Source organism: Pedobacter sp. ok626, assembly GCF_900100435.1.
In the GTDB taxonomy this organism is placed as follows: Bacteria; Bacteroidota; Bacteroidia; order Sphingobacteriales; family Sphingobacteriaceae; genus Pedobacter.
Window position 1 is genome coordinate 20,129 of the sequence record NZ_FNEX01000026.1, and the last position, 20,357, is coordinate 40,485.

Genomic DNA, 20,357 nt, shown 5'->3' on the forward strand with positions numbered 1-20,357 from the left:
AGTTTAATCGTGTTTAGCCAAAATAAAATAACGTAAAGCAACAAAAGCGGGTACCAGTCTGACTCTACTCTAAGGCAACTTAATTCATGGTGTATTAACGGATATTAACCGGAAGCTACTCGGCTCCAGCCGGGTAGTTTCCGAGTAATGTCCGAGTAACGTCGGGGTAATGTCCGGGAATATAGCGGATTCAAACGGTTAATTATAAAGCAACTTTCTTGAGGTGATTTCGGGTTTTTAAGTTTTAAAAGATTAATTTTTCTTTTTGGTATAGTTTTGACACATGTTATATCTAGGGTCATCGATTTAAATCAACGAATCTAGGCGTAACAACTAGACCAATTAGGTTGGTTTTTTTAATTCATCATTAACGATGTTAGCGGCTAGAATCAGCGTATGAAGATATTCGTAGTAAGCGATCAGATTAGCACGTTCTGCATTAGGTAATATGCGGCGGCTCTTGGTATAAAAACTCTGTTGGATCATTCTCCAGAGATATTCAAGACTATCGTCAAGTGGATAAATATCAAAAAAATCTTTTAATTTAGTTTTTGCGAATGCGTTAAGCTCAGCTTTGGTTCCTGAAGGTCTTTTGTGTAAAAATTGGTCGGGTGTATACATATGCTCATTTTTTAAGTTTAAAAAAATGAGTCTCTTGGAGATTTACAGAAACCTATAGCAGCTTGATTTTATCGTGTAAAACGAAGGTGCACTATAGCGAGCTCTAAATACCGCGTTTACGGGCTTCTGACGGCCTTACCAAACGGATTTACAATAGAGCCCATAACGCTATAGTGCACCGTCAAAAGTACAACAATATTTGTTATGGGCATTAATCTATTGTCTCGTTGGTTTAATTGTCAGAATTTGTAAACCGAGACTCTCAATTAATACCTCATTTAAGAAGTATGATCTGTTATTGTTGTTTCTTTTATTTCATTGGCTATCTATTTTAGGTTATTGGCTTTGGAACTAAATCTATTGTAAGATAATCAAAGTAATTTTATAGAACATAATTATCTTGTAAGATTATTGTAATGTTTTTGTGTAAAAATATTGAAGTAAATTACGATATTTTGATTTGATAAATCACACGCTTGTGACAGATAGTAAAACACTATAATAGCCTAGAGCAATTAAAATGAAAAATGATTGAGATAATACTGAAATAAACCAAAATTTCTATCTAAATTTAGAATAGCACCAATATTATTAACTTATGTACAGCTCCTTACTGCTTCGGCAGGTATCAATAACCGTTTTGGTTATGTTAGCTGTCAACCCAATTTATGCACAAAAAAGTACTGCAGGTGGCTATGCCAAGGAAGCGGTATTCTCAAAAGAGTCTGCTGTTAATTATCTTCCAGATAAGATTATCGGTAAATGGATCACTGAGAAGAAAAATCTCATTGTCGAAATTTATAAATCAGGCCTTGAATTTAAAGCGAAAGTTCTATGGTTTAGTGATGGAGATGAATTAACTGAGCCTATTGATAGTAGGACGGATCTTAGAAATCCTAACCCTGCATTAAGAAGTCGGAAGCTACTGGGAATGGAAGTATTAAAACAGCTTAAGTTTATAGAAGAATCAAATAGTTGGGAAGAAGGTGTCATATACGACTCGCTGAGTGGCAAGGAATGGAGCTCCTGTGCTTTTTTTACAGATAATGGGCATTTGCGTGTAAAAGGTTACTGGCGATTCAAAATGCTCTGTAAAAGCCTGGATTTTTTGCCTTACAAAGGCTGCATCAAAATAATTGCTAAATAGGCCAATACACCGTAGAGAAATTGTGTAGCATTGTGTAACAATTCCAATGTTACAGCTACTAATTGATGTATGAAAGCCTATCTAAAATATTTCGCCTTTTTATTTGTAGTAACCGCACCAGTTTTTAGCGCAAATGCACAGTTTTCGCTTGGTGGGGCAACTAAGCCAACAGTAACAGGTCGGATTACAGCAGTAATCCTTGATTCCCTAACTAAAAAGCCTATAGATTATGCAAGTATCTCCCTGTTTAAGGTAAAGGACGGCAAATCGGTGAATGGTGGTTTAACAGATGATAAGGGAAAGGTAGTGCTGCAAAATGTTGCCCCAGATGATTATAAGCTGACGATTGGTTTTATGGGGTATAAAACTAAAACAACACTGGTAACAACTACTGTTGGAAAACCAGATCATAATACAGGTATAATTTACATTAGTCCTACAGCTGGTAATTTAAAGGAGGTAGAAATTACAGGGCAAACAGCACTGATTGAAAATAAGATCGATAAACTGGTTTACAATGCGGAGCAGGACATTACCAATGCAGGTGGTGATGCTACCGATGTGATGCGTAAAGTACCGATGCTCTCTGTAGATATAAATGGGAATGTTCAGTTACGTGGTAGTTCGGTTAGGGTTTTAATTAATGGAAAGCCCTCGGGGACTATGGCGAATAGTGTTGCTGATGCCTTGAAGATGATTCCTGCAGAACAGATTAAAAGTGTTGAGGTGATTACTAGTCCATCGGCCAAGTATGATGCCGAGGGTTCTGGTGGGATCATTAATATTATTACCAAGAAAAAAACGGCGGAAGGGACGAGTGGAAGCGTAAATGCAACTGCCGGTACACGCTCAAATAATGGATCTTTTAACTTAAATGTTAAAACAGGACGTTTAGCGGTAAATGGTAGCTTAGGTTTAAATCAGGCTTACCCACAAAATTCGAAAGTAGTTAATTTTAATACTTCGACGATTGAAGGAGTAACGAATACGGTTTTACAAGATGGTTATTCTAAGTGGTCTAGGGTGGGGTATAATGGTAGCTTGGGCTTGGATTATGATTTCAATGGATACAATAATATTAGTACCACGGCCAAACTGAATCGTTTTTCTAATGGTGGTCCGGGTAGTTCATTGATCACGAGAAATGGTATAGTGTCTACCAATATAAGGGATATGGACATGAGCTTTAATAATCTGGATTGGAATGTGGACTACAGAAAAACTACTAAACGGGATGGTGAGGAGTTTAGTGTTTCAGCGCAACTATCTGCCGGGCGTAACGGTAGCGACTTCAGCAATAGATTTCTCAGTGAGGGGCTTCCTGACCTGATTGTGTTGGGGCATAATACGGGTAAAAATAATGAGTATACCGTGCAAAGTGATTATGTGTATCCTTTTAGTAAAACAACTGTTTTAGAAACCGGTGTCAAGGGCATCTTCAGAAATATCATAAGTGATTTTGATGTGGCGGAGCAAGATTTTGATTACGATCAAAATGTGGCTGCAGCCTATGGTGTGCTAGGTTTTAAATTGACTAAAAAGATAACCGTTAAGGCAGGTTTGAGAGCCGAGTACACGAAAATAGATGGAGTGGCCGGTCACACATTAAACTTTGATAACGATTATTTTAACTTGTTTCCGAGTATGGTGATTTCGCGGACCTTAAAAGGAATGTCTACCCTTAAACTGAGTTATAACCGCAGGGTACAACGTCCAAGTTTATTCTATTTAAATCCTTTCAGAAATCAAAGTGATGTGTTTAATCCAATTGAGGGTAATCCAAAGTTAGCTCCCGAATTGACTGATAATATAGAGCTTGGTTATTCAACCTTTATTAAGGGATCGGTAATTACAGCTTCGGTGTTTTATAAGAATACTCAGGATGTGATTGAGAGTTTTATACGGCCAATAGTTGATGATGGTGTGGGTAAAAACCTGACGACTTATATAAATGTGGGAACTAGCCGTTCATATGGTTTTAATGTGTTCGGCTCTTATAATCCAAAACCTAAATGGACTTTAATGGCCAATTTGGGTTTAAATACGTATGAGGTTAATAGTAGTGACAAGGATATAAGTACAGGTACATTTTTAAATTATACTGCATTTGCGCGATCGGCCTATGCTTTGCCTAAAGGTTGGACTACTGAGCTTTGGGGAGTGATTAACGCGCCGAAACGTACTTTTCAAGGTAAGACTGATATGATGTATTTTTATGGTGCTGCGGTAAAGAAAGAGATTTTGAAGAAAAAAGCGACTATTGGTTTAAATGTTTTGAATCCTTTTAATCGGGATTTGAATATAAAAACGACAAACATCACAGCCAATTCGTTTAATCGCAGTGATATCCATTACCCTTTACGCTCTTTTGGGATAAACTTTAGTTATAAGTTTGGTAAGATGAATTTTGACGCTAAAAAGAAGAAGGTTAATAATGATGATGTGAAGAAAGAGGATCAACAACAAGGCGGTGGCGGCACCGGTGGCGGAGTTGGCGGATTGCAGGGGAATTAGCCGGCTAGTTTATTTTTTTTAAATATTGTTATATTGCGTTCTTATCTTATTTATGGATAAGAACAAATATGGCAGTTCAGGGTGGTATATATGATTTGGCAGGTGAAAAGCTATTGCTCCAACAGATTGCGAGAGGGGATGAGGCTGCTTTTAAGTTAATTTTTGATAGCTATAAAGGCATAACTTTTACCTTTGTTGTAAATTTCATCCATTCTAAAGCTGATGCGGAGGAAATTGTACAAGATACTTTTTTGGGTTTATGGCAAAACAGGGACAGCTTGACGACTGTTGAACATCCTCGTAATTATATTTATACCGTAGTTCGGAATAGAACTTTGCGTTATCTAAGTAATGTTGCCAGAGATGAAAAGATGATGAAAGTTGTTTGGGCGAATATGCAGGAAGAAATTAATCCAACAGAAGAGGCTTTACAATTAAAAGAAAGTCAGGCCTTAATCAATCAGGCACTTTCTATACTATCTGAGCAAAAGCAAAAGATTTTTAAAATGTGCCGTGAACAAGGCATGAGCCATGAAAATATTGCTCTTGAAATAGGTCTCTCCAAGAGCAGAGTGAAAAATATTATGGTGGAGGTCTTACATTTTATAAAAGTATTTCTATCTCGCAATTCGTTGATTATTATCTTTCTTGAGGTTTTTTATCTTTTTTTTAAAAATAATTCAATTTAAACGGTCCTTCTTTCGATTCCATGTATCTATAAGGATATATCCACACCAACAGTGGTCGTATATTTTTGATGGAAAGAACAAAGGAGCAGTTTGAAACCCTGCTAAATAAATATCTAGATAAATCTTGCAGCCTTGAGGAACTAAAAAAACTGTTCTCCTATATAGACCTACCTGAATATCGGGAGAGGTTGGAAATAGTAATGGATGAAAATTACAAGACATTAGTACCTGGAGCAGAAGTTGATGCTATAAACTGGGACGAGATGTTTAGTTCCATTGTAGAGGATAGAGCAAAAGGAAAGGTAAGGTCATTATGGTTGCCTATTGCTGCGGCAATCATTGTGATGTTATCGGTTGGGATTTTAACCTGGGATAACCAACAGCAGAAAAAGCAGAAAACATCAACCGTTAGTATTAAAAAAGATATTGCTCCTGGGGGCAATAAAGCTGTGTTGAAACTAGCTGATGGGACTGAAATTGTGCTTGATGGGCATAGTACTGGTATGCTGGCCGATGAGGATGGAACAAAGATCAGCAAAACCGCAGAAGGAATGTTGCTGTATGATGCAGCTAAATCTGATGGTGATGAAACGCTTGTTAAAAATCATATCAATACCCTAACTACACCAAGTGGAGGTCAATATATGCTCATTTTACCTGATCATAGTAAAGTGTGGCTCAATGCAGAATCATCTATATCCTATCCTTCAGTTTTTTCGGGAGAAGAAAGAAATGTGTCATTGATAGGCGAAGCTTACTTTGAGGTGGCTAAGGATAAACAACATCCATTTAAAGTTAAAGCTGGTGCTATGGAAGTGAAGGTTTTAGGTACGCACTTCAATATCATGTCGTATGCTGAAGAAGGACAGACCCAAGTTGCTCTGGCAGAGGGGTCGGTTCGTATAGATCTAGGTAATAATTCGCGGACACTAATTCCTGGACAACAAGCGTCAATTAAGGCTGGGTCAATGCAAATCTCCTTAAGAAATGTTGACATTGATGAAGTGACAAATTGGAAAAATGGTTTGTTTCAATTTGATAATACTCCTTTGGAACAAGTCATGCGACAAATTAAAAGGTGGTATAGTGTGGATGTTGTGTATCAGGGGGTGAAACCTGATTTGTACATCACAGGAATGATTTCAAGAAGTAATAATGTCTCGAAAATACTAGCGCTGATAGAAGAAACAGGTGGGATAGATTTTGTGATCGGCGATAAGCAAATCATTGTTAAAAAAGCAAAAGGAGGTACCATGACTAGATAACTACTTAACTAAACGTAAAAGGTTAACCTAAAATAACCTTCCCGGATTGCGCCCCGGAAAGGTCAGAAATCCTGCTTGGCGGCAGGCTTATAGGGTTACCCTTATTTAATCGTATCAATCAACCAAACTGCTAACCCTATATTTCAAATATATGAATGATTATTCACATTCAATAACGAGCGTTATTGCTCATTTCTTTTCCGTATTAAAACGAAAAAGGACAGTCATTGGTATAAAAAAGCTCATCCTTATGATGAAGTTAACCGCAATTATTATTCTGGCCCTTACCTTTCAGGCAACTGCATCAAGCTTTGCCCAGAGAGTCACTATTTCTAAGAACGACGCCAGTTTAAAAGAACTATTTAAAGAAATACGCCGGCAAACCGGCTATTATTTCATTTACAATAATGAAGTAATTGAACGCGCAGGAACAGTTAATGTTCAGGTAAAAGATAGAGATGTTTCAGATGTATTGAAAGATGTGTTTAGCTTGAAAAGACTTTCCTTTTCAATAGAAGAGACGAACATCATTGTTAAAGTGAAAGATGCAGCCCCCGATAGACTGATTAACGGAAAAATTGTGGCCGATGAAGATGGACAGCCACTACCCGGGGTATCCATTAAAGTTAAAGGATCAACCAAATCTACCTCAACAAATACTAATGGAGAGTTTTCTATAAGAGTGAACGACGGGGAAATACTTGTTCTGACTATGATTGGTTACATGACGCAGGAAGTCCCTACCATTGGAAAAACAACACTTAATATAAAGCTTAAACAGGATAATAAAGCTTTGTCGGAAGTTGTTGTTACAGGTTTCCAAAATATCAATAAAAAGCTATTTACTGGATCAGCTGTAACCATTAGTGGGGCTGATGTGAAACAGGATGGCGTGGTAGATATTAGCCGGATGCTGGAAGGTAAAGTCGCCGGTGTTTCGGTGCAAAATGTTTCTGGTACATTTGGTACTGCTCCAAAAATTCGTGTTCGTGGGGCTACTTCCATATCCGGAGAAAATAAGCCATTATGGGTGGTAGATGGAGTGGTTTTGGAAGATGTGATTAACATTTCCAATGACCAACTTTCCAGTGGAGATGCGACTACATTATTGGGTTCATCTGTAGCGGGTATCAACGCCGATGATATTGAAAGTTTCAATATTTTGAAAGATGCATCGGCAACAGCATTATATGGTGCAAGAGCCATGAATGGGGTTGTGGTTATTACGACCAAAAAAGGTAAGGCAGGAAATACTGCAGTTAACTACAGTGGTAATTTTTCAGCCTTTTTTAAACCAAACTACAGTACTTACAATATCATGAATTCTGCAGATGAGATGTCTGTATATTCTGAAATCTATAGAAAAGGAGGATTAGGTCCTAATATTGTGAATGGTGAAAGAGGTGGGGTATTTGCAAAAATGTATCAGCAGATTAATGCTTTTGATGCGAGTTCGGGCAAATTTGGAGTGGTGAATACTGCTGAAGGTAGAGCCACATTTTTAAAAAGATATGCTACAGCAAATACAGATTGGTTTGACTTACTCTTTAAAAATTCTTTTGTACAGGAGCATTCCATTAGTATTTCATCAGGCTCTGAAAAATCTCAACATTATTTTTCTGTGGGTTATTATAATGATAACGGATGGACATTGGCAGATGAGGCCAAAAGATATACTATGAATTTAAGAGGTAATTATAACCTATCTCCAAAATTATCTGTAGGGATATTAGGGACAGGTGCTTTAAGGAAACAAGTCGCTCCTGGTACACTCGGTCGTACAAGTAACGTAGTAGAAGGAAAGTACTCCCGTGATTTCGATATCAACCCTTTTAGCTATGCTTTAAATACAAGTAGGACGATGACGGCATATGATGAAAATGGTAAGCTAGAATATTTCATAAATAATTATGCGCCGTTTAACATCATCGAAGAGTTGGAAAACAATTATATCGATTTGGATATGATGGACATGAAGTTACAAGGTGAATTGAATTATAAGTTCCTCAAAAACTTTGAGTTTAAATCAGTAGGTGCGCTGCGCTATGTGAAAAGTACACGTGAACACAAAATTACTGAATATTCGAATATGGCAAATGCGTATCGCTACATGCCAAACTCTACCATTGCCAATGCAAATAAGTACTTGTATGATGATCCTGATCATCCAGAAGTAATTGACAAGACAAGTGTTTTACCTCAGGGTGGTTTTTACAATAGAAATGACGACAACCTGATGAGTTATGACATCAGAAATCAGGTAGACTGGAAACAGAAGTTTGGTAAACATGATGTTGGCGCATTTATTGGCCAACAAACTAAATCTGCTGACCGTCAAAACAGCTATAATAATGGTTATGGTTACCAATACGATAAAGGTGGTACCGCTTTTACGGATTATAGAATCATTAAAATGCTGCTAGAGAGTAACTATAATTATTACGGTAGGAATAAATTTTACGATCGTTACGCGGCATTTTTCTTAAATGCAAATTATGCATATGATTCCAAATACATTTTTAATGGTACTGTTAGGTATGATGGCGGTAACCGTATGGGTGCTTCGTCAACTGCAAGATGGTTACCTACATGGACCCTTAGTGGTGCATGGAATGTTGATCAGGAGGATTTTATTCAAAAAATTGATAAAATTAGCTATTTAAAACTTCGTGGTGGATATGGCCTGACTGCTAGTTTAGGTGATGCCACTAATTCTTCTGTTGTTCTATTAAATGGTACAACCAGACGTCCGCGTTTATCGGAGGTGGAGACCAGGATTTCAATTGATGGTCTAGAAAATTCGGAGCTGACCTGGGAAAAACAATATGAAACTAACGTAGGCGTGGATCTGGGTTTGTTTCAAAGTCGCATAAATTTCTCTCTGGATTATTATAAACGTAATGGATTTGATTTAATTGGTGATGTAGTGACCTCTGGTATTGGAGGAGAAGCTACAAAAACGGCCAATTATGCAGATATGAAATCTCATGGAGTAGAGATTACTTTAGGAGGAACCCCTGTTAAAACTTCCAGCTTTAGCTGGACTACCAATTTTACATTTGGTTACAACAAAAATAAAATCACCAATTTAAAGAGTAAACCAAGAATTTACGATTTAATTATCTCAGAAGGTGGACCAGCCGAAGGTGGTGCCGTAAGAGGACTTTATTCCATTGATTTCCAAAAATTGAGTGGATTAGGTGTGCCTACCTTTATCGATGAAGAGGGTGAGTTAAGTAGTAATGTTTATGTGCAGAGTACCAATACTCAGTATTTAAAATATGAGGGACCTGTTGACCCGCCATATACTGGAGGTTTTAACAATACTTTTAGATACAAGGATTTTACATTTAATTTCTTCGTTTCGTACCAGGCAGGTAATAAAATCAGACTCAACAATGTATTCTCTAGTAATTATGGGGATAATGATGCCTTGCCAAGGGAGTTTTTAGATCGCTGGACTTTACCATTAGATGAGAATTATACCAATACACCTTCTATCGCAGATTACCTGTTAAGAAAGAGTATTACCGGTACTTATCCATATACAGCTTATAATTATTCGAGTGATCGTGTAGCGGATGGGTCTTTTGTGAGATTGAAACAAGTTTCTGTAGCGTATAACCTTCCTCAGAAATATAGTAATGTTTTAGGCGTAAAAAATGCGTCACTCAAGCTTCAAGGGAATAATGTTTGGTTGGTGTATGCCGATAAAAAACTGAAGGGCCAGGATCCTGAATTCTTTGGTTCTGGTGGTGTTGCGCTTCCTATACCAAGACAAATTACTCTGTCATTAAAAGTTGGATTTTAAATAAAAGAACATGAAAAAATATAGTATATATCTTTTTGTATTACTTGCATTCGCTACTGCGGGATGTAATAAATTTCTTGATCAGGCTCCTGATGAGCGTACTACATTAAATACGCCTTCAAAGGTATCAGAGTTGCTGGTTACCGCTTATCCACGTGGCAATCATGTGCTACTGGCTGAGTCGATGTCTGATATTCCTGCATTTGTAAGTGCTACAGGAATAGATTTCGCAGTCAATCAAAATGGTTATTTTTGGAAGGACGTAGAGGCCGTAGATCAGGATAGTCCAACTTACTATTGGAATGCTTGTTATACTGCTATAGGAGCCGCTAATCAAGCGCTTGCTGCTATTGCTAAAGCTACAGATCCTCAGGCTTATTCGGGACAAAAGGGGGAAGCACTAGTTGCACGGGCTTATTCACATTTTATGTTGGTCACGCTATTCTCTAAATGCTATGACCCAGCAACCGCTGAAATAGACCCAGGAGTACCTTATGTGACTGATCCTGAGACTGTGGTATTCAAAAAGTATGATCGAAAAACAGTTGCCTATGTTTATCAGCAAATTGAAAAGGATTTTTTGGAAGGCATGCCATTAATCGTTGACAACTATAAAGTGCCTGCTTATCACTTTACACGTAAAGCTGCAAATGCTTTTGCCTGTCGCTATTACTTATTCAAGAAAGATGCTGCAAAGGTTATTGAATATGCGAACCTTGCATTCCCTGCAAATAACTTTGCTGATAATGTGAGACCATGGAAATCTTATTCAGCTTTCAATGTTGCACAAATAGAAGCTGCTTTTAGCAATGCTGCTAATCCTGGTAATTTATTAATTGCTGAAACTGTTTCGAGATTGGCAAGGAATTATAAAAGACCGGTATATTCTGTTAATCAAAATAGGCTAAATGTTATTATTGCACCTGTAGGAACTCCGCTGAATAGTTATCGAATTTTTTCTAACAGTTCTACATTTTATTATGTGCTGAAATTTGTGGAACATTTTGTGCGCACAAGCATAAATGCGACAACAGGTACCACTTACACCATGGTTCCATTGTTGACTACTGAAGAGGTATTGCTAAACCGTGCTGAAGCTTACATCATGCAGGAGAAGTATCCTGAAGCATTGGCTGATATGAATACGTTGATTAGTCAAAGAGTGTCAACCTATACACCTGCTACACAGAATTTTACCGAAGCTAAGATTAAGACGTTTTACGCTGGTGTTACAACAGACACAAAACAGACCTTTTTTAATGCGTTACTTGATTTGAAAAAAGCTGAATTTGTGCATGAAGGAATGCGTTGGCTGGATATTTTAAGACATAAGCTGCCTGTCGTACATGCTGATGCTGATGGTGCAGAGTTTACATTAAAGGCTGATGACAATAGGAAATTATGGCAGGTGCCTTCGGAAGTTACCTTATCTGGTGTTGAACAAAATCCACGTTAAATCATTAAATCTAATGAAGATGAAAAATATATATACGCTTTTGCTTGCTTCGCTTTTTGGCGTTATGCTTAGCTGTAAAAAAAGCGAAAACCTGAATAAAGAAATTGTCGGTTTAGGTGGAGATACCTGGGCACAGACAGCACTGGATCAATGGTTGTTTACAAATTTTACGCAACCATATAACATTAGTGTGAAGTACAGGTGGGATGGCACGGAGTATGATAATTCTAAAACATTAACTCCTCCTATAACGGATAAAGTACAGCCGTTAATGGAAGTGGTGAGGTCGGTTTGGATAGATCCTTACACAGCCGAAGCAGGACAGAATTTTATTAAAAAGTATGCGCCTAAAAATTACATACTGGTAGGTAGTTTACAATATAACTCCGGTGGAACTGTTACTTTGGGTGAAGCCGGAGGAGGTGTTAAAGTAACGCTGTTTAATGTAAACAATTTTTCTAAAACGGAAAGGGATGTTGCAAAGCGGATACTAAAAACTATTCATCATGAGTTCACGCATATTTTAAATCAAACCATTAATTTCCAAAAGGAATTTCCACAGGTAACGCCTGCTGGGTATACAGCTGATTGGAACAATAGAGCTTTGGTGGACGGTAATGGAGGTTTTATTACGCAATATGCACAGGCCTCACCTGATGAAGACTTCGCTGAAATGACTTCGATTATGCTTACTGAAGGTAAGGCGGGTTATGAGGCCATACTTAAACCACTTTCTGCTGCTACAATAACTGCAATTCGTACCAAACAGGAAATGGTTGTTGGTTATTTTAAGCAAAGTTATGGTATCGACTTTTATAACCTTCAAAATAGAGTACAAGCTGCCCTAAATCAAAATTCACCGCTATTGCCTAGTACGTATCTTGCTTTTGGCGGACTTTATACGACTGTAACTGGTATTTCACCTGATCTAGCGGGACAGTCTGCCGATTTTACTACAGTCTTTAATGCTGCAAAAACGGGTCTTGCAGGTCTATCTGGTCGTGTGCTGAGTAATGTTGCTTTGGTTTATGGTGCTGCGGGACAGATTACACTAAGGGTAAACTATTTAAATTCTACGGGCGCTGCTTTAGTGGCCAATTTTACTTACAATATAGCTACCGATGCTAATGGGAATATCAATCTGACATTGGTAACTACTGATGCCAACGGATTGGTGATTGCACCTGGATTAACTGCGTTAACAAATTACTTGACACAGAATAAATTTAGTTACAAATGGTACTATAGTGCAGATTTTAAAAGTGAATACATAGGTCTACAGAAGACAGCTGATGCAAATTCATTCTTTTTTGGTGTTTACGGAAATTAAGAACAAAATGAAGAAATTTATATATATAGCACTGGTTATAACAGGATTTATAGCCGGATGTAAAAAGGATAATAATCCTATTTTTGAAGATCCAGATGTGCGTTTGTCTGCAGTGTTAGCCGAAGATCAGGCTAAGCTTTTATCTGCTGCTGATGGCTGGAAAGCTACTATTTATCCACTAGGTGGTAAAGGTTTTACCTATTATTTTAAGTTTACAGCTGATGGTAAAGTAAGTATGCTTTCTGATTTTAACCTGACATCAGCGGGAACACTGGCTGCAAGTACTTATAGGCTTAAGGCTTTGCAGCGACCTACTTTAATTTTTGATAGTTATAACTATATTCATTTGGCGGCAGATCCGGATGTGAATATCAGTGGTGGCGGCGCTAGTACAGCCACAGGCCTTAAATCTGATTTTGAGTTTGCCTTTACGGAGGCTGTTGGGGACACTGTTAAGTTCGAAGGTACTTTCAATAAAAATGCCATGAGTATGGTTAAGTTATCCGCTACAGAGTCGCAAGCCATTTTGGCTGGGGGGCTAAAAACCATGATGGAGGCCAATGCTCTTTATTTAATTGCCAATAGGTATCCTTATATTCAATTTGCAGATGGTACAAAAGGTGCTGTTGATCTTAATCCCGTAGCGAAATCATTTAAGTTCACCTATGTTGACGCGCAAAATGCGATTGTTAATCAATCCGCCGTTTTTAGTTTTGGAATCAATAAAGTCGTATTAAGTACACCAATGAAATATGGCAGTGTTTCTTTTAATGAACTGTTATGGGATTCAGCAAACAAAGCTTATTACATTATGGCTGGTGCAACGAGAATTACCTTGCAGAATGGAACAACGCCATTAGTTCCGCTATCATTATTGTTTGGTTATGCAAACACGTTTGCTTATCGTAAAATTACCATACCTGCAACAGGATTGCCAGTTGGGGTTACTTCAGGTTTTACCGCTGTTTATAATTCTACAGTTAGTTTGTTTGCCGGGACAGGAAGAACGATTACTTTGATGACTTTAACATTGACAAGCAATAATACATTGAGTGTGGATGTAAATTACAGGAATGCGACAACGGCATTTGTAGCGAGTGCATCTTATACCTATACTAGAGTAGGTGATGTATTTACTTTAAGTGCACCGGTGTATAATGGGAATTGGGTATCAAGAACGGCTGAGGTTTTACCTTTGGCAAACTATATGCTCTCAGGACCATTTAAAGTTAATTGGGTAACATCATCTAATCCAACAAACACAAGTACAATGGGAGGCTTTTATCGCACCGCAGATTTAAGCTCTTTCTTTTATGGTGTTTTATAATAAGGATTGATTAATTATTTTTGAGGAGTCCGTCTCATAATTAGGCATATGAGACGGACTTTTTTATTTGAAAATTGATAATAATAATCTTTATTGTCTTCTGTTTAAAACAACAAAGTGTCTTATATGTGGTTAAAGTCTCAATCGAATAAGAACAATACCGGGATTCCCCATTGATAAGAATTTATATTGTTGTCTCTAGACTCAATTAACGAGGCAAATTACTGTGGATATATACTTCTATTCTTTTCTCACGTTTTTCAATATCATCAGATTTAAGGCATTAATCGAATACCCGCTAATGTTGTTTTGAGTCATTACTAACGATTGATCGTAAAGAATAGGAACTATGTTTGCATATTCTACAATCATTCGATCCATTTTCTGGTAGAGTAAGTACCGCTTTTTGTTGTCATTTTCGTAATAACTTTGCTCAAACAAACGGTCAAATTCATCGTTAAAATAACCGGTATAGTTGGGGCCATTTGGGACTTTGTTTTTGGAATAAAACATAGCAAGGAAATTCTCTCCATCGGGGTAATCGGCTATCCATGAACCTCTGAAAAAGTTGACTTCATTTTTGGAGATAAGGTCTCTTAGGCTGGCGTTGGGGCTTACATCTACCTTCATCCGAATACCAATGGCACTCAGCTCGCCTTGAATAAATTCAATCAGATCTTTGTAAGTTGTAGAGGTACTAAGGGTCAATTGAGGCATCCCTTTTCCATTAGGAAAACCAGCTTCTGCAAGTAGTTCTATTGCCCGCTGCGGATTATAATGGTAGCCTTTAACTGCAATACTGTCGAAACCGGGCATGCCGTGTGGGATAAAGCCAGAAGTAGCTGGCATACCGATGCTGTTTCGTAAGTATTTAATCAGCTTAGGTTTGTCAATCGCGTAATTGATGGCCTGTCTTATTTTCTTGAATTTTAAAGGAGAGTTTTTGGCGATTGATTTTGAGGTATCGACGAGAATACCTACGTATTCTGTGCATAAATAGGGACCTTTTCTTAACTGAAACTTACCTTTATACTTGCTGGTCATTTTGCCACTCTTAGTCAGGATATCGTCGCGGTAACTGCCATCTACCTTGTCAAAAAAGTCGAGCTCTTTTTTAATGAAATTCATGAAAGCACTTTGCTTGTCACTAATGAAGGTAACTTTTACAGCATCCAGGTAGGGGAGTTGCTGGTTGCCTGCTTTCTCCCAGTAATGCTCATTCTTCAGCAGAACCAATATTTCATCTTCCTTCCAGTATTTAAACTTAAAAGGTCCTGTGCCAATAGGGTGACTTCTGAAATCTTTCCCATAATGTTCAACAATTTCGCGAGGTACTACAGCACAGTAAAGTGTAGTAAGTAGATTGATGAAAGCGGGAAAGGGTTTACCCAGTTTGATCTGGAAAGTGCTGTCGTTTACGGCAATGAAACTATTGATGTCTTTAACTTTATCGCTGAAGATCCATCCACCGGAAGAAGCTACTTTAGGATCAATCAGCCGGTAGAAACTGTATCTGAAATCAGCTGCGACTACTTTTCGGCCTTTTCCATCAGGAAATATAGGATCGTCATGAAAATATACATCATTACGCAGGTTAAAAGTATAAGTTAGATGGTCTTCGGAAATTTGCCATGTTTTCGCAATGCAGGGCAGAGGGGTTAATGTACTGTCTACCTGAACGAGTCCGTTGAAAATCTGGTTCATCATCCATATGGCGTTTTGATTGCGGGCAAAAGCAGGATCCAATGACGTGACATTCTGGTCAAGGTTCATATTAAACACCTTTTTATCCGTGTCGGTTGATTTTTGCTTACAGGATAGCAATGTTAAAATCAACAAGGCATAAAAAATATTGTTTATCATACGGCACATCGGTTCAGGAATAGTAATTTTGCACAAAGTAATAAATATATCGATATGTCTTTTTTAAATGCGGTTATAAATAAGGTTAAAGATGAAGCGCTGCGCGAACAACTTCAGGAACGTATAGATTTAATCCAGCATAAAATAAAGTTTATGGATAAGGTACCAGTTGCTTTTCTGGATACGAACAACCAGTTGAATTATGCTTTAGAAGAGGTGATTTTAGCGGCGGGTGGAATGTATCAGGATTTCACCAATACAGCTAAGGTGGTTATTTACATGCAAAAAGGAAAAACCATGTTGGAGCTGATGGGCATTGTTCCTGCTTTGTTGGATAATAGCTGGCCAGCTGTTGAATACAATAGAGTTTATTTGATGAATGGACAGGATTTAGATACAGATGATGCTGAAGATCTGGTTGCTGCCCTTGAGGATATCGCCGAAATGCTTTATCCTGGTTTCTTTGTTTTTGGAAATGAAGGGATAGATTGGTTGAGCTTTAAAACGCAATAAACTTATCCATTTGCTGGCCCGTGAATTTTAAAGTGTCTTCTTTAAAAAAATCACCATTTTCGTCCAATTCGGTCTTGATCGCGGAAATGTGAATTCTTAAAGGAAGTACATGAAGGTGCAGGTAGCTACAAACTCCGCCAAAATGATCTATTCCTCTAATGTTTCCATATTTTCCTGACGATACTCCTACTAAAGCGGCCTTTTTATCATAAAAGCTTTCGGGGAAATTGCAGGCATCAATAAATGTTTTTAATACACCGGGGAAGCTGCCGTTGTATTCGGGGATGATAAAAAGAAATTTACTGGTTGCAGCGATCATTTGTTGGATAGGCTCAAATTCTGTGCTTCTTTTTCCGTAAAGGTCAGAGGCTATGAGTGTTTCGGGAAGATCTTCCAGGTTGAAAAGATTGGTTTGTAATCCTTTTTCAGCCAATGTTTTCTGATAATATTTTGCGACTTTTAGTGTATTACTTGCAGGTCTGTTTGTTCCTGATATGATGGTTATCATGCGTAAATTGTTAATAAGATGTGTAAAACACTTAGTGCATTAATGCTAGTTTTGCCATTTAGTTTGTATCTTAGCTAATCGTTAAAATATGCCTAAAACAATACAAAAATAGCATTTTTTATAGATTTACTTCAATGTAAATTAAGCCTTAAGTAAATAATTGGTAATTATTAAAAAGATAAATGAGTAAAATTATTGCATTGGCAAATCAAAAAGGTGGTGTAGGTAAAACGACTTCATCTATAAACTTAGCAGCGAGTTTAGCCGTACTGGAATACAGGACTTTATTGGTCGACGCAGACCCTCAGGCCAACTCTACCTCCGGTATTGGTTTTGATCCAAGAAATATCAAAAACAGCATCTACGAATGTATCATCAATGATATAGAGCCGATGGATGCGATACAAAAAACAGAAACACCAAATTTGGATCTGTTGCCAGCACATATCGACCTGGTTGGTGCGGAAATCGAGATGATCAACCTCAATAACAGAGAGTATAAAATGAAAGCTGTTATGGAGAAGATCAGAGATCAGTACGATTTTATTATCGTAGACTGCTCTCCTTCGCTTGGTTTAATTACCATTAATGCGCTTACAGCAGCAGATTCTGTAATTATCCCTGTTCAATGTGAATATTTTGCATTGGAAGGTTTAGGTAAATTGCTAAACACAATTAAAATTGTACAAAATCGTTTAAATCCTGAATTGGAAATTGAAGGTATTTTGTTGACAATGTACGATGTGCGTTTACGTTTATCAAACCAGGTGGTTGAAGAAGTAAAAACACACTTTCAAGAACTTGTTTTTGAAACGATCATTCAAAGAAATACCCGCTTAAGTGAGGCTCCTAGTTATGGCGTATCTGTAATTATGCATGATGCAAACTGTAAGGGAGCTATCAATTATCTGAACCTGGCACGTGAGATCGTCCGTAAAAACGGATTGGTTAAGGAAGTGCAGGATGTAAATACGGCAATTATATAATTATTTTTTAATGACATCTTTTCAGCGAAAAACAGGTTTAGGCAGAGGATTAAGTGCGCTTTTGGATGATAGCGACTCCGTTAATCCGCCTAAAAGCGAGGTTAACCCGGTTAGTGAAACCAGGCAGGAAAGCCACCAAAACAACAATAGCATTGGACTGATTAACATCAGTGACATAGAGACCAATCCCTATCAGCCGCGGACCGAGTTTGATCAGGTGGCTTTAAACGAGTTGGCCGAGTCTATTAGAGTACAAGGGCTTATTCAGCCGATTACGGTTAGAAAACAGGGGACAGCAAATCAATATCAACTGATATCTGGAGAACGTAGGTTAAGAGCGTCTAAACTTGCCGGACTTACCCAGATTCCCGCTTATGTACGTAGTGCCAATGATCAGCAAATGCTGGAAATGGCGCTTATCGAAAATATACAACGTGAAAATCTGAATGCTATCGAGGTAGCGCTTAGCTTTCAGCGTATGCTGGATGAGTGTAACTTAAAGCAGGAACAGCTTGGCGAACGTGTTGGTAAAAACCGGACTACAGTAACCAACTATTTGCGTTTGCTGAAATTGCCACCTGCGATTCAGATTTCGATCCGTGATCAGAAAATATCTATGGGTCATGCGCGTGCGTTGATCAATGTAGACTCAGAAGAAAAACAACTTTTTATCCACCAGGAAATTATTGATAAAGGACTTTCTGTTAGAAAAGTAGAAGAATTGGTTAGGAGCATCAACAGTGTTGAAGTGAAACCTAAGTTTCAGCTGAAATCGAAAGCTGTGCCCTTTGAATATCAAAAATTACAGAAAGATCTGGCCTCTAAATTTGCGACCAAAGTGAAGCTAAAAGTAGGGGATAACGGTAAAGGAGCAATCGAGATTCCATTCATGTCTGATGACGATTTGAATAGAATTCTAGAGTTATTAGACTGGTAATGCACAAAATTTTACTGTTATCGGTCTTCTTGTTTTTTGCTGCTTTTGCAGCAAGAGCCCAGGAAAAACTGACCGGTAAGAAGGATAGCGCATCATTGCAATCTAAAGTAACAGATACCGTAAAACCTTATGTAAATCTGGGTAAAATTGCCGGACGAAGAGCTGCGATCAGATCAGCTATGTTGCCTGGTTTAGGGCAGATCCGAAATGGATTTACTTTTTACAGAGGTTTAAAGGTGGCAGGTATTTACACTGGTGCAACTTTACTTACCATTTCCTATATCGATAATAGCAAGCAGTACAACGTATTTGTTGATGAATTGGAATATCGGGCTACACATGGGGGACAATCTCCACCAGGCAGTCCCTATGCAAATTCTGCACCAGATCGCTTAGTGTTAGCAAAAGACACTTTCCGACGAAACAAACAGGTAATCATTTTCTCGTATGTAGGCTTATATTTATTGAACATTGTAGAAGCTTATATTGATGCGCGTTTGGCTAATTTTGACGTTGGCGATGTTGCCCGTATAAAAATCAGGCCTGATTTGATGAATTCGAATCAGATGTATGGCTTTAATAGCTTTGTACCGGGGATGAAAGTTGCAATTAGCTTTTAAGTAGATTAGAATAAAAAAGAAATATGAAAATAGCGTTACTTGGTTATGGAAAAATGGGGCAAATCATCGAAAGGTTTGCTTTAGAAAGAGGCCATGAGATTGTCTTGAAGATCAGTATCGACAACACTGAAGATTTAACTACTGCTAATTTGTCGAAAGCTGATGTAGCGATAGACTTTAGTGCTCCTGATGCTGCACTCAGCAATATTCACGCTTGTTTTGATGCGAATTTACCTGTAGTGGTTGGTACTACTGGATGGTATGGTGAGCTACAGGAAGTGAAAAATGAGTGTTTAAGTCGTAACAATACCTTGCTTTACGGGTCAAACTTTAGTATAGGGGTGAATCTGTTTTTCCATATCAGTAAAATGATGGCAAAGTTGATGAATGATTACCCTGCTTACGAAGTTCAGGTAGAGGAAATTCATCATACGCAGAAATTGGATTCACCAAGTGGTACAGCGATGACGCTTGCTGAAGATATTATTGAGCAGATGGATCGTAAAAAGGAATGGGTAAATGAAGTTGTAGGTACTCCATTTGAGGATGTGGTTAAAAAAGATCAGCTGTTGATTGAATCTCACAGAATTGAAAGCGTGCCGGGAACTCATACTGTGCTTTACAGTTCGGAAGTAGATGAAATTGAATTAAAACACACTGCCCATAACCGTTCCGGCTTTGCGCTTGGTGCAGTGGTAGCGGCAGAGTGGTTACAAAATAAACAGGGCTTTTATAATATAGCCGATATATTTAATTTTAAATAACAATAT

At 37.9% G+C, this 20,357-nt stretch carries 16 protein-coding genes; 13 read left to right on the forward strand and 3 right to left on the reverse strand.

Annotation, left to right across the window (positions count from 1 at the left end; genetic code table 11):
• Positions 1-342 precede the first annotated feature (342 nt).
• The gene (locus tag BLS35_RS26075; protein ID WP_090787178.1) at positions 343-621 is read right to left on the reverse strand and encodes a hypothetical protein; all 279 of its coding nucleotides are present in this window, start codon (positions 619-621) and stop codon (positions 343-345) included.
• 646 nt (positions 622-1,267) lie between these two features.
• On the opposite strand from BLS35_RS26075, the gene BLS35_RS26080 reads away from it, so the two are divergent.
• From BLS35_RS26080 to BLS35_RS26115, 8 genes are all read left to right on the forward strand, one after another.
• A complete protein-coding gene (locus tag BLS35_RS26080) occupies positions 1,268-1,768 on the forward strand; it encodes a DUF2147 domain-containing protein (protein ID WP_090787346.1) in 501 nt (166 codons plus the stop codon).
• Between the two features lie 69 nt (positions 1,769-1,837).
• Complete coding sequence (locus BLS35_RS26085; RefSeq protein ID WP_090787181.1) at positions 1,838-4,282, forward strand: TonB-dependent receptor; 2,445 nt, start codon at positions 1,838-1,840, stop codon at positions 4,280-4,282.
• 68 nt (positions 4,283-4,350) lie between these two features.
• Positions 4,351-4,971 carry an RNA polymerase sigma-70 factor gene (locus tag BLS35_RS26090; protein ID WP_090787184.1) on the forward strand — a complete coding sequence of 207 codons (621 nt, stop codon included), beginning with the start codon at positions 4,351-4,353 and terminating at the stop codon, positions 4,969-4,971.
• Between the two features lie 68 nt (positions 4,972-5,039).
• Positions 5,040-6,236: a FecR family protein gene (locus tag BLS35_RS26095; RefSeq protein WP_090787187.1), complete on the forward strand. Its 1,197-nt coding sequence runs from the start codon at positions 5,040-5,042 to the stop codon at positions 6,234-6,236.
• A 250-nt stretch (positions 6,237-6,486) separates the two neighbouring features.
• Positions 6,487-10,047: a SusC/RagA family TonB-linked outer membrane protein gene (locus BLS35_RS26100; protein ID WP_254779143.1), complete on the forward strand. Its 3,561-nt coding sequence runs from the start codon at positions 6,487-6,489 to the stop codon at positions 10,045-10,047.
• 10 nt (positions 10,048-10,057) lie between these two features.
• A complete protein-coding gene (locus BLS35_RS26105) occupies positions 10,058-11,503 on the forward strand; it encodes a RagB/SusD family nutrient uptake outer membrane protein (RefSeq protein ID WP_090787193.1) in 1,446 nt (481 codons plus the stop codon).
• Positions 11,504-11,522: 19 nt separating this feature from the next.
• Positions 11,523-12,833: a zinc-binding metallopeptidase gene (locus BLS35_RS26110; protein ID WP_165973435.1), complete on the forward strand. Its 1,311-nt coding sequence runs from the start codon at positions 11,523-11,525 to the stop codon at positions 12,831-12,833.
• Between the two features lie 7 nt (positions 12,834-12,840).
• A complete protein-coding gene (locus BLS35_RS26115; RefSeq protein WP_165973434.1) occupies positions 12,841-14,160 on the forward strand; it encodes a DUF4302 domain-containing protein in 1,320 nt (439 codons plus the stop codon).
• Between the two features lie 240 nt (positions 14,161-14,400).
• Here BLS35_RS26115 and BLS35_RS26120 read toward each other — a convergent pair whose 3' ends face one another.
• Entirely contained in the window at positions 14,401-16,023 is a 1,623-nt protein-coding gene (locus BLS35_RS26120) for an ABC transporter substrate-binding protein (RefSeq protein ID WP_371328266.1), read from the reverse strand.
• Between the two features lie 54 nt (positions 16,024-16,077).
• On the opposite strand from BLS35_RS26120, the gene BLS35_RS26125 reads away from it, so the two are divergent.
• Positions 16,078-16,536, forward strand: coding sequence for a substrate-binding domain-containing protein (locus tag BLS35_RS26125; RefSeq protein WP_090787205.1), 459 nt, complete (start codon positions 16,078-16,080; stop codon positions 16,534-16,536).
• Here the strand turns inward: BLS35_RS26125 and BLS35_RS26130 are convergent.
• Positions 16,523-17,044: an NADPH-dependent FMN reductase gene (locus BLS35_RS26130; protein ID WP_090787208.1), complete on the reverse strand. Its 522-nt coding sequence runs from the start codon at positions 17,042-17,044 to the stop codon at positions 16,523-16,525. The genes BLS35_RS26125 and BLS35_RS26130 overlap by 14 nt on opposite strands.
• Positions 17,045-17,226: 182 nt before the next feature.
• On the opposite strand from BLS35_RS26130, the gene BLS35_RS26135 reads away from it, so the two are divergent.
• From BLS35_RS26135 to dapB, 4 genes are read left to right on the forward strand one after another with little or no spacing between them, the layout of a single operon-like run.
• Positions 17,227-18,030: a ParA family protein gene (locus BLS35_RS26135; protein WP_090787211.1), complete on the forward strand. Its 804-nt coding sequence runs from the start codon at positions 17,227-17,229 to the stop codon at positions 18,028-18,030.
• 10 nt (positions 18,031-18,040) lie between these two features.
• Positions 18,041-18,967 (forward strand): ParB/RepB/Spo0J family partition protein, encoded by a 927-nt coding sequence (locus BLS35_RS26140; RefSeq protein WP_090787214.1) that lies wholly within the window; start codon positions 18,041-18,043, stop codon positions 18,965-18,967.
• Complete coding sequence (locus BLS35_RS26145) at positions 18,967-19,587, forward strand: DUF5683 domain-containing protein (protein ID WP_090787217.1); 621 nt, start codon at positions 18,967-18,969, stop codon at positions 19,585-19,587. Before BLS35_RS26140 ends, BLS35_RS26145 begins: the two co-directional genes overlap by 1 nt.
• 23 nt (positions 19,588-19,610) lie before the next feature.
• Positions 19,611-20,351 (forward strand): 4-hydroxy-tetrahydrodipicolinate reductase, encoded by a 741-nt coding sequence (dapB, locus tag BLS35_RS26150; RefSeq protein ID WP_090787220.1) that lies wholly within the window; start codon positions 19,611-19,613, stop codon positions 20,349-20,351.
• Positions 20,352-20,357 lie beyond the last annotated feature (6 nt).

Excerpts from the sequence above, each read along its gene's own strand:
- BLS35_RS26135 (WP_090787211.1), top strand. The coding sequence starts at position 17,227 with ATGAGTAAAATTATTGCATTGGCAAATCAAAAAGGTGGTGTAGGTAAA.
- BLS35_RS26130 (WP_090787208.1), bottom strand. The coding sequence starts at position 17,044 with ATGATAACCATCATATCAGGAACAAACAGACCTGCAAGTAATACACTA.
- BLS35_RS26105 (WP_090787193.1), top strand. The coding sequence starts at position 10,058 with ATGAAAAAATATAGTATATATCTTTTTGTATTACTTGCATTCGCTACT.
- BLS35_RS26140 (WP_090787214.1), top strand. The coding sequence starts at position 18,041 with ATGACATCTTTTCAGCGAAAAACAGGTTTAGGCAGAGGATTAAGTGCG.
- BLS35_RS26075 (WP_090787178.1), bottom strand. The coding sequence starts at position 621 with ATGTATACACCCGACCAATTTTTACACAAAAGACCTTCAGGAACCAAA.
- BLS35_RS26125 (WP_090787205.1), top strand. The coding sequence starts at position 16,078 with ATGTCTTTTTTAAATGCGGTTATAAATAAGGTTAAAGATGAAGCGCTG.
- dapB (WP_090787220.1), top strand. The coding sequence starts at position 19,611 with ATGAAAATAGCGTTACTTGGTTATGGAAAAATGGGGCAAATCATCGAA.
- BLS35_RS26145 (WP_090787217.1), top strand. The coding sequence starts at position 18,967 with ATGCACAAAATTTTACTGTTATCGGTCTTCTTGTTTTTTGCTGCTTTT.
- BLS35_RS26115 (WP_165973434.1), top strand. The coding sequence starts at position 12,841 with ATGAAGAAATTTATATATATAGCACTGGTTATAACAGGATTTATAGCC.
- BLS35_RS26120 (WP_371328266.1), bottom strand. The coding sequence starts at position 16,023 with ATGATAAACAATATTTTTTATGCCTTGTTGATTTTAACATTGCTATCC.
- BLS35_RS26090 (WP_090787184.1), top strand. The coding sequence starts at position 4,351 with ATGGCAGTTCAGGGTGGTATATATGATTTGGCAGGTGAAAAGCTATTG.
- BLS35_RS26110 (WP_165973435.1), top strand. The coding sequence starts at position 11,523 with ATGAAAAATATATATACGCTTTTGCTTGCTTCGCTTTTTGGCGTTATG.
- BLS35_RS26085 (WP_090787181.1), top strand. The coding sequence starts at position 1,838 with ATGAAAGCCTATCTAAAATATTTCGCCTTTTTATTTGTAGTAACCGCA.
- BLS35_RS26095 (WP_090787187.1), top strand. The coding sequence starts at position 5,040 with ATGGAAAGAACAAAGGAGCAGTTTGAAACCCTGCTAAATAAATATCTA.
- BLS35_RS26080 (WP_090787346.1), top strand. The coding sequence starts at position 1,268 with ATGTTAGCTGTCAACCCAATTTATGCACAAAAAAGTACTGCAGGTGGC.
- BLS35_RS26100 (WP_254779143.1), top strand. The coding sequence starts at position 6,487 with ATGATGAAGTTAACCGCAATTATTATTCTGGCCCTTACCTTTCAGGCA.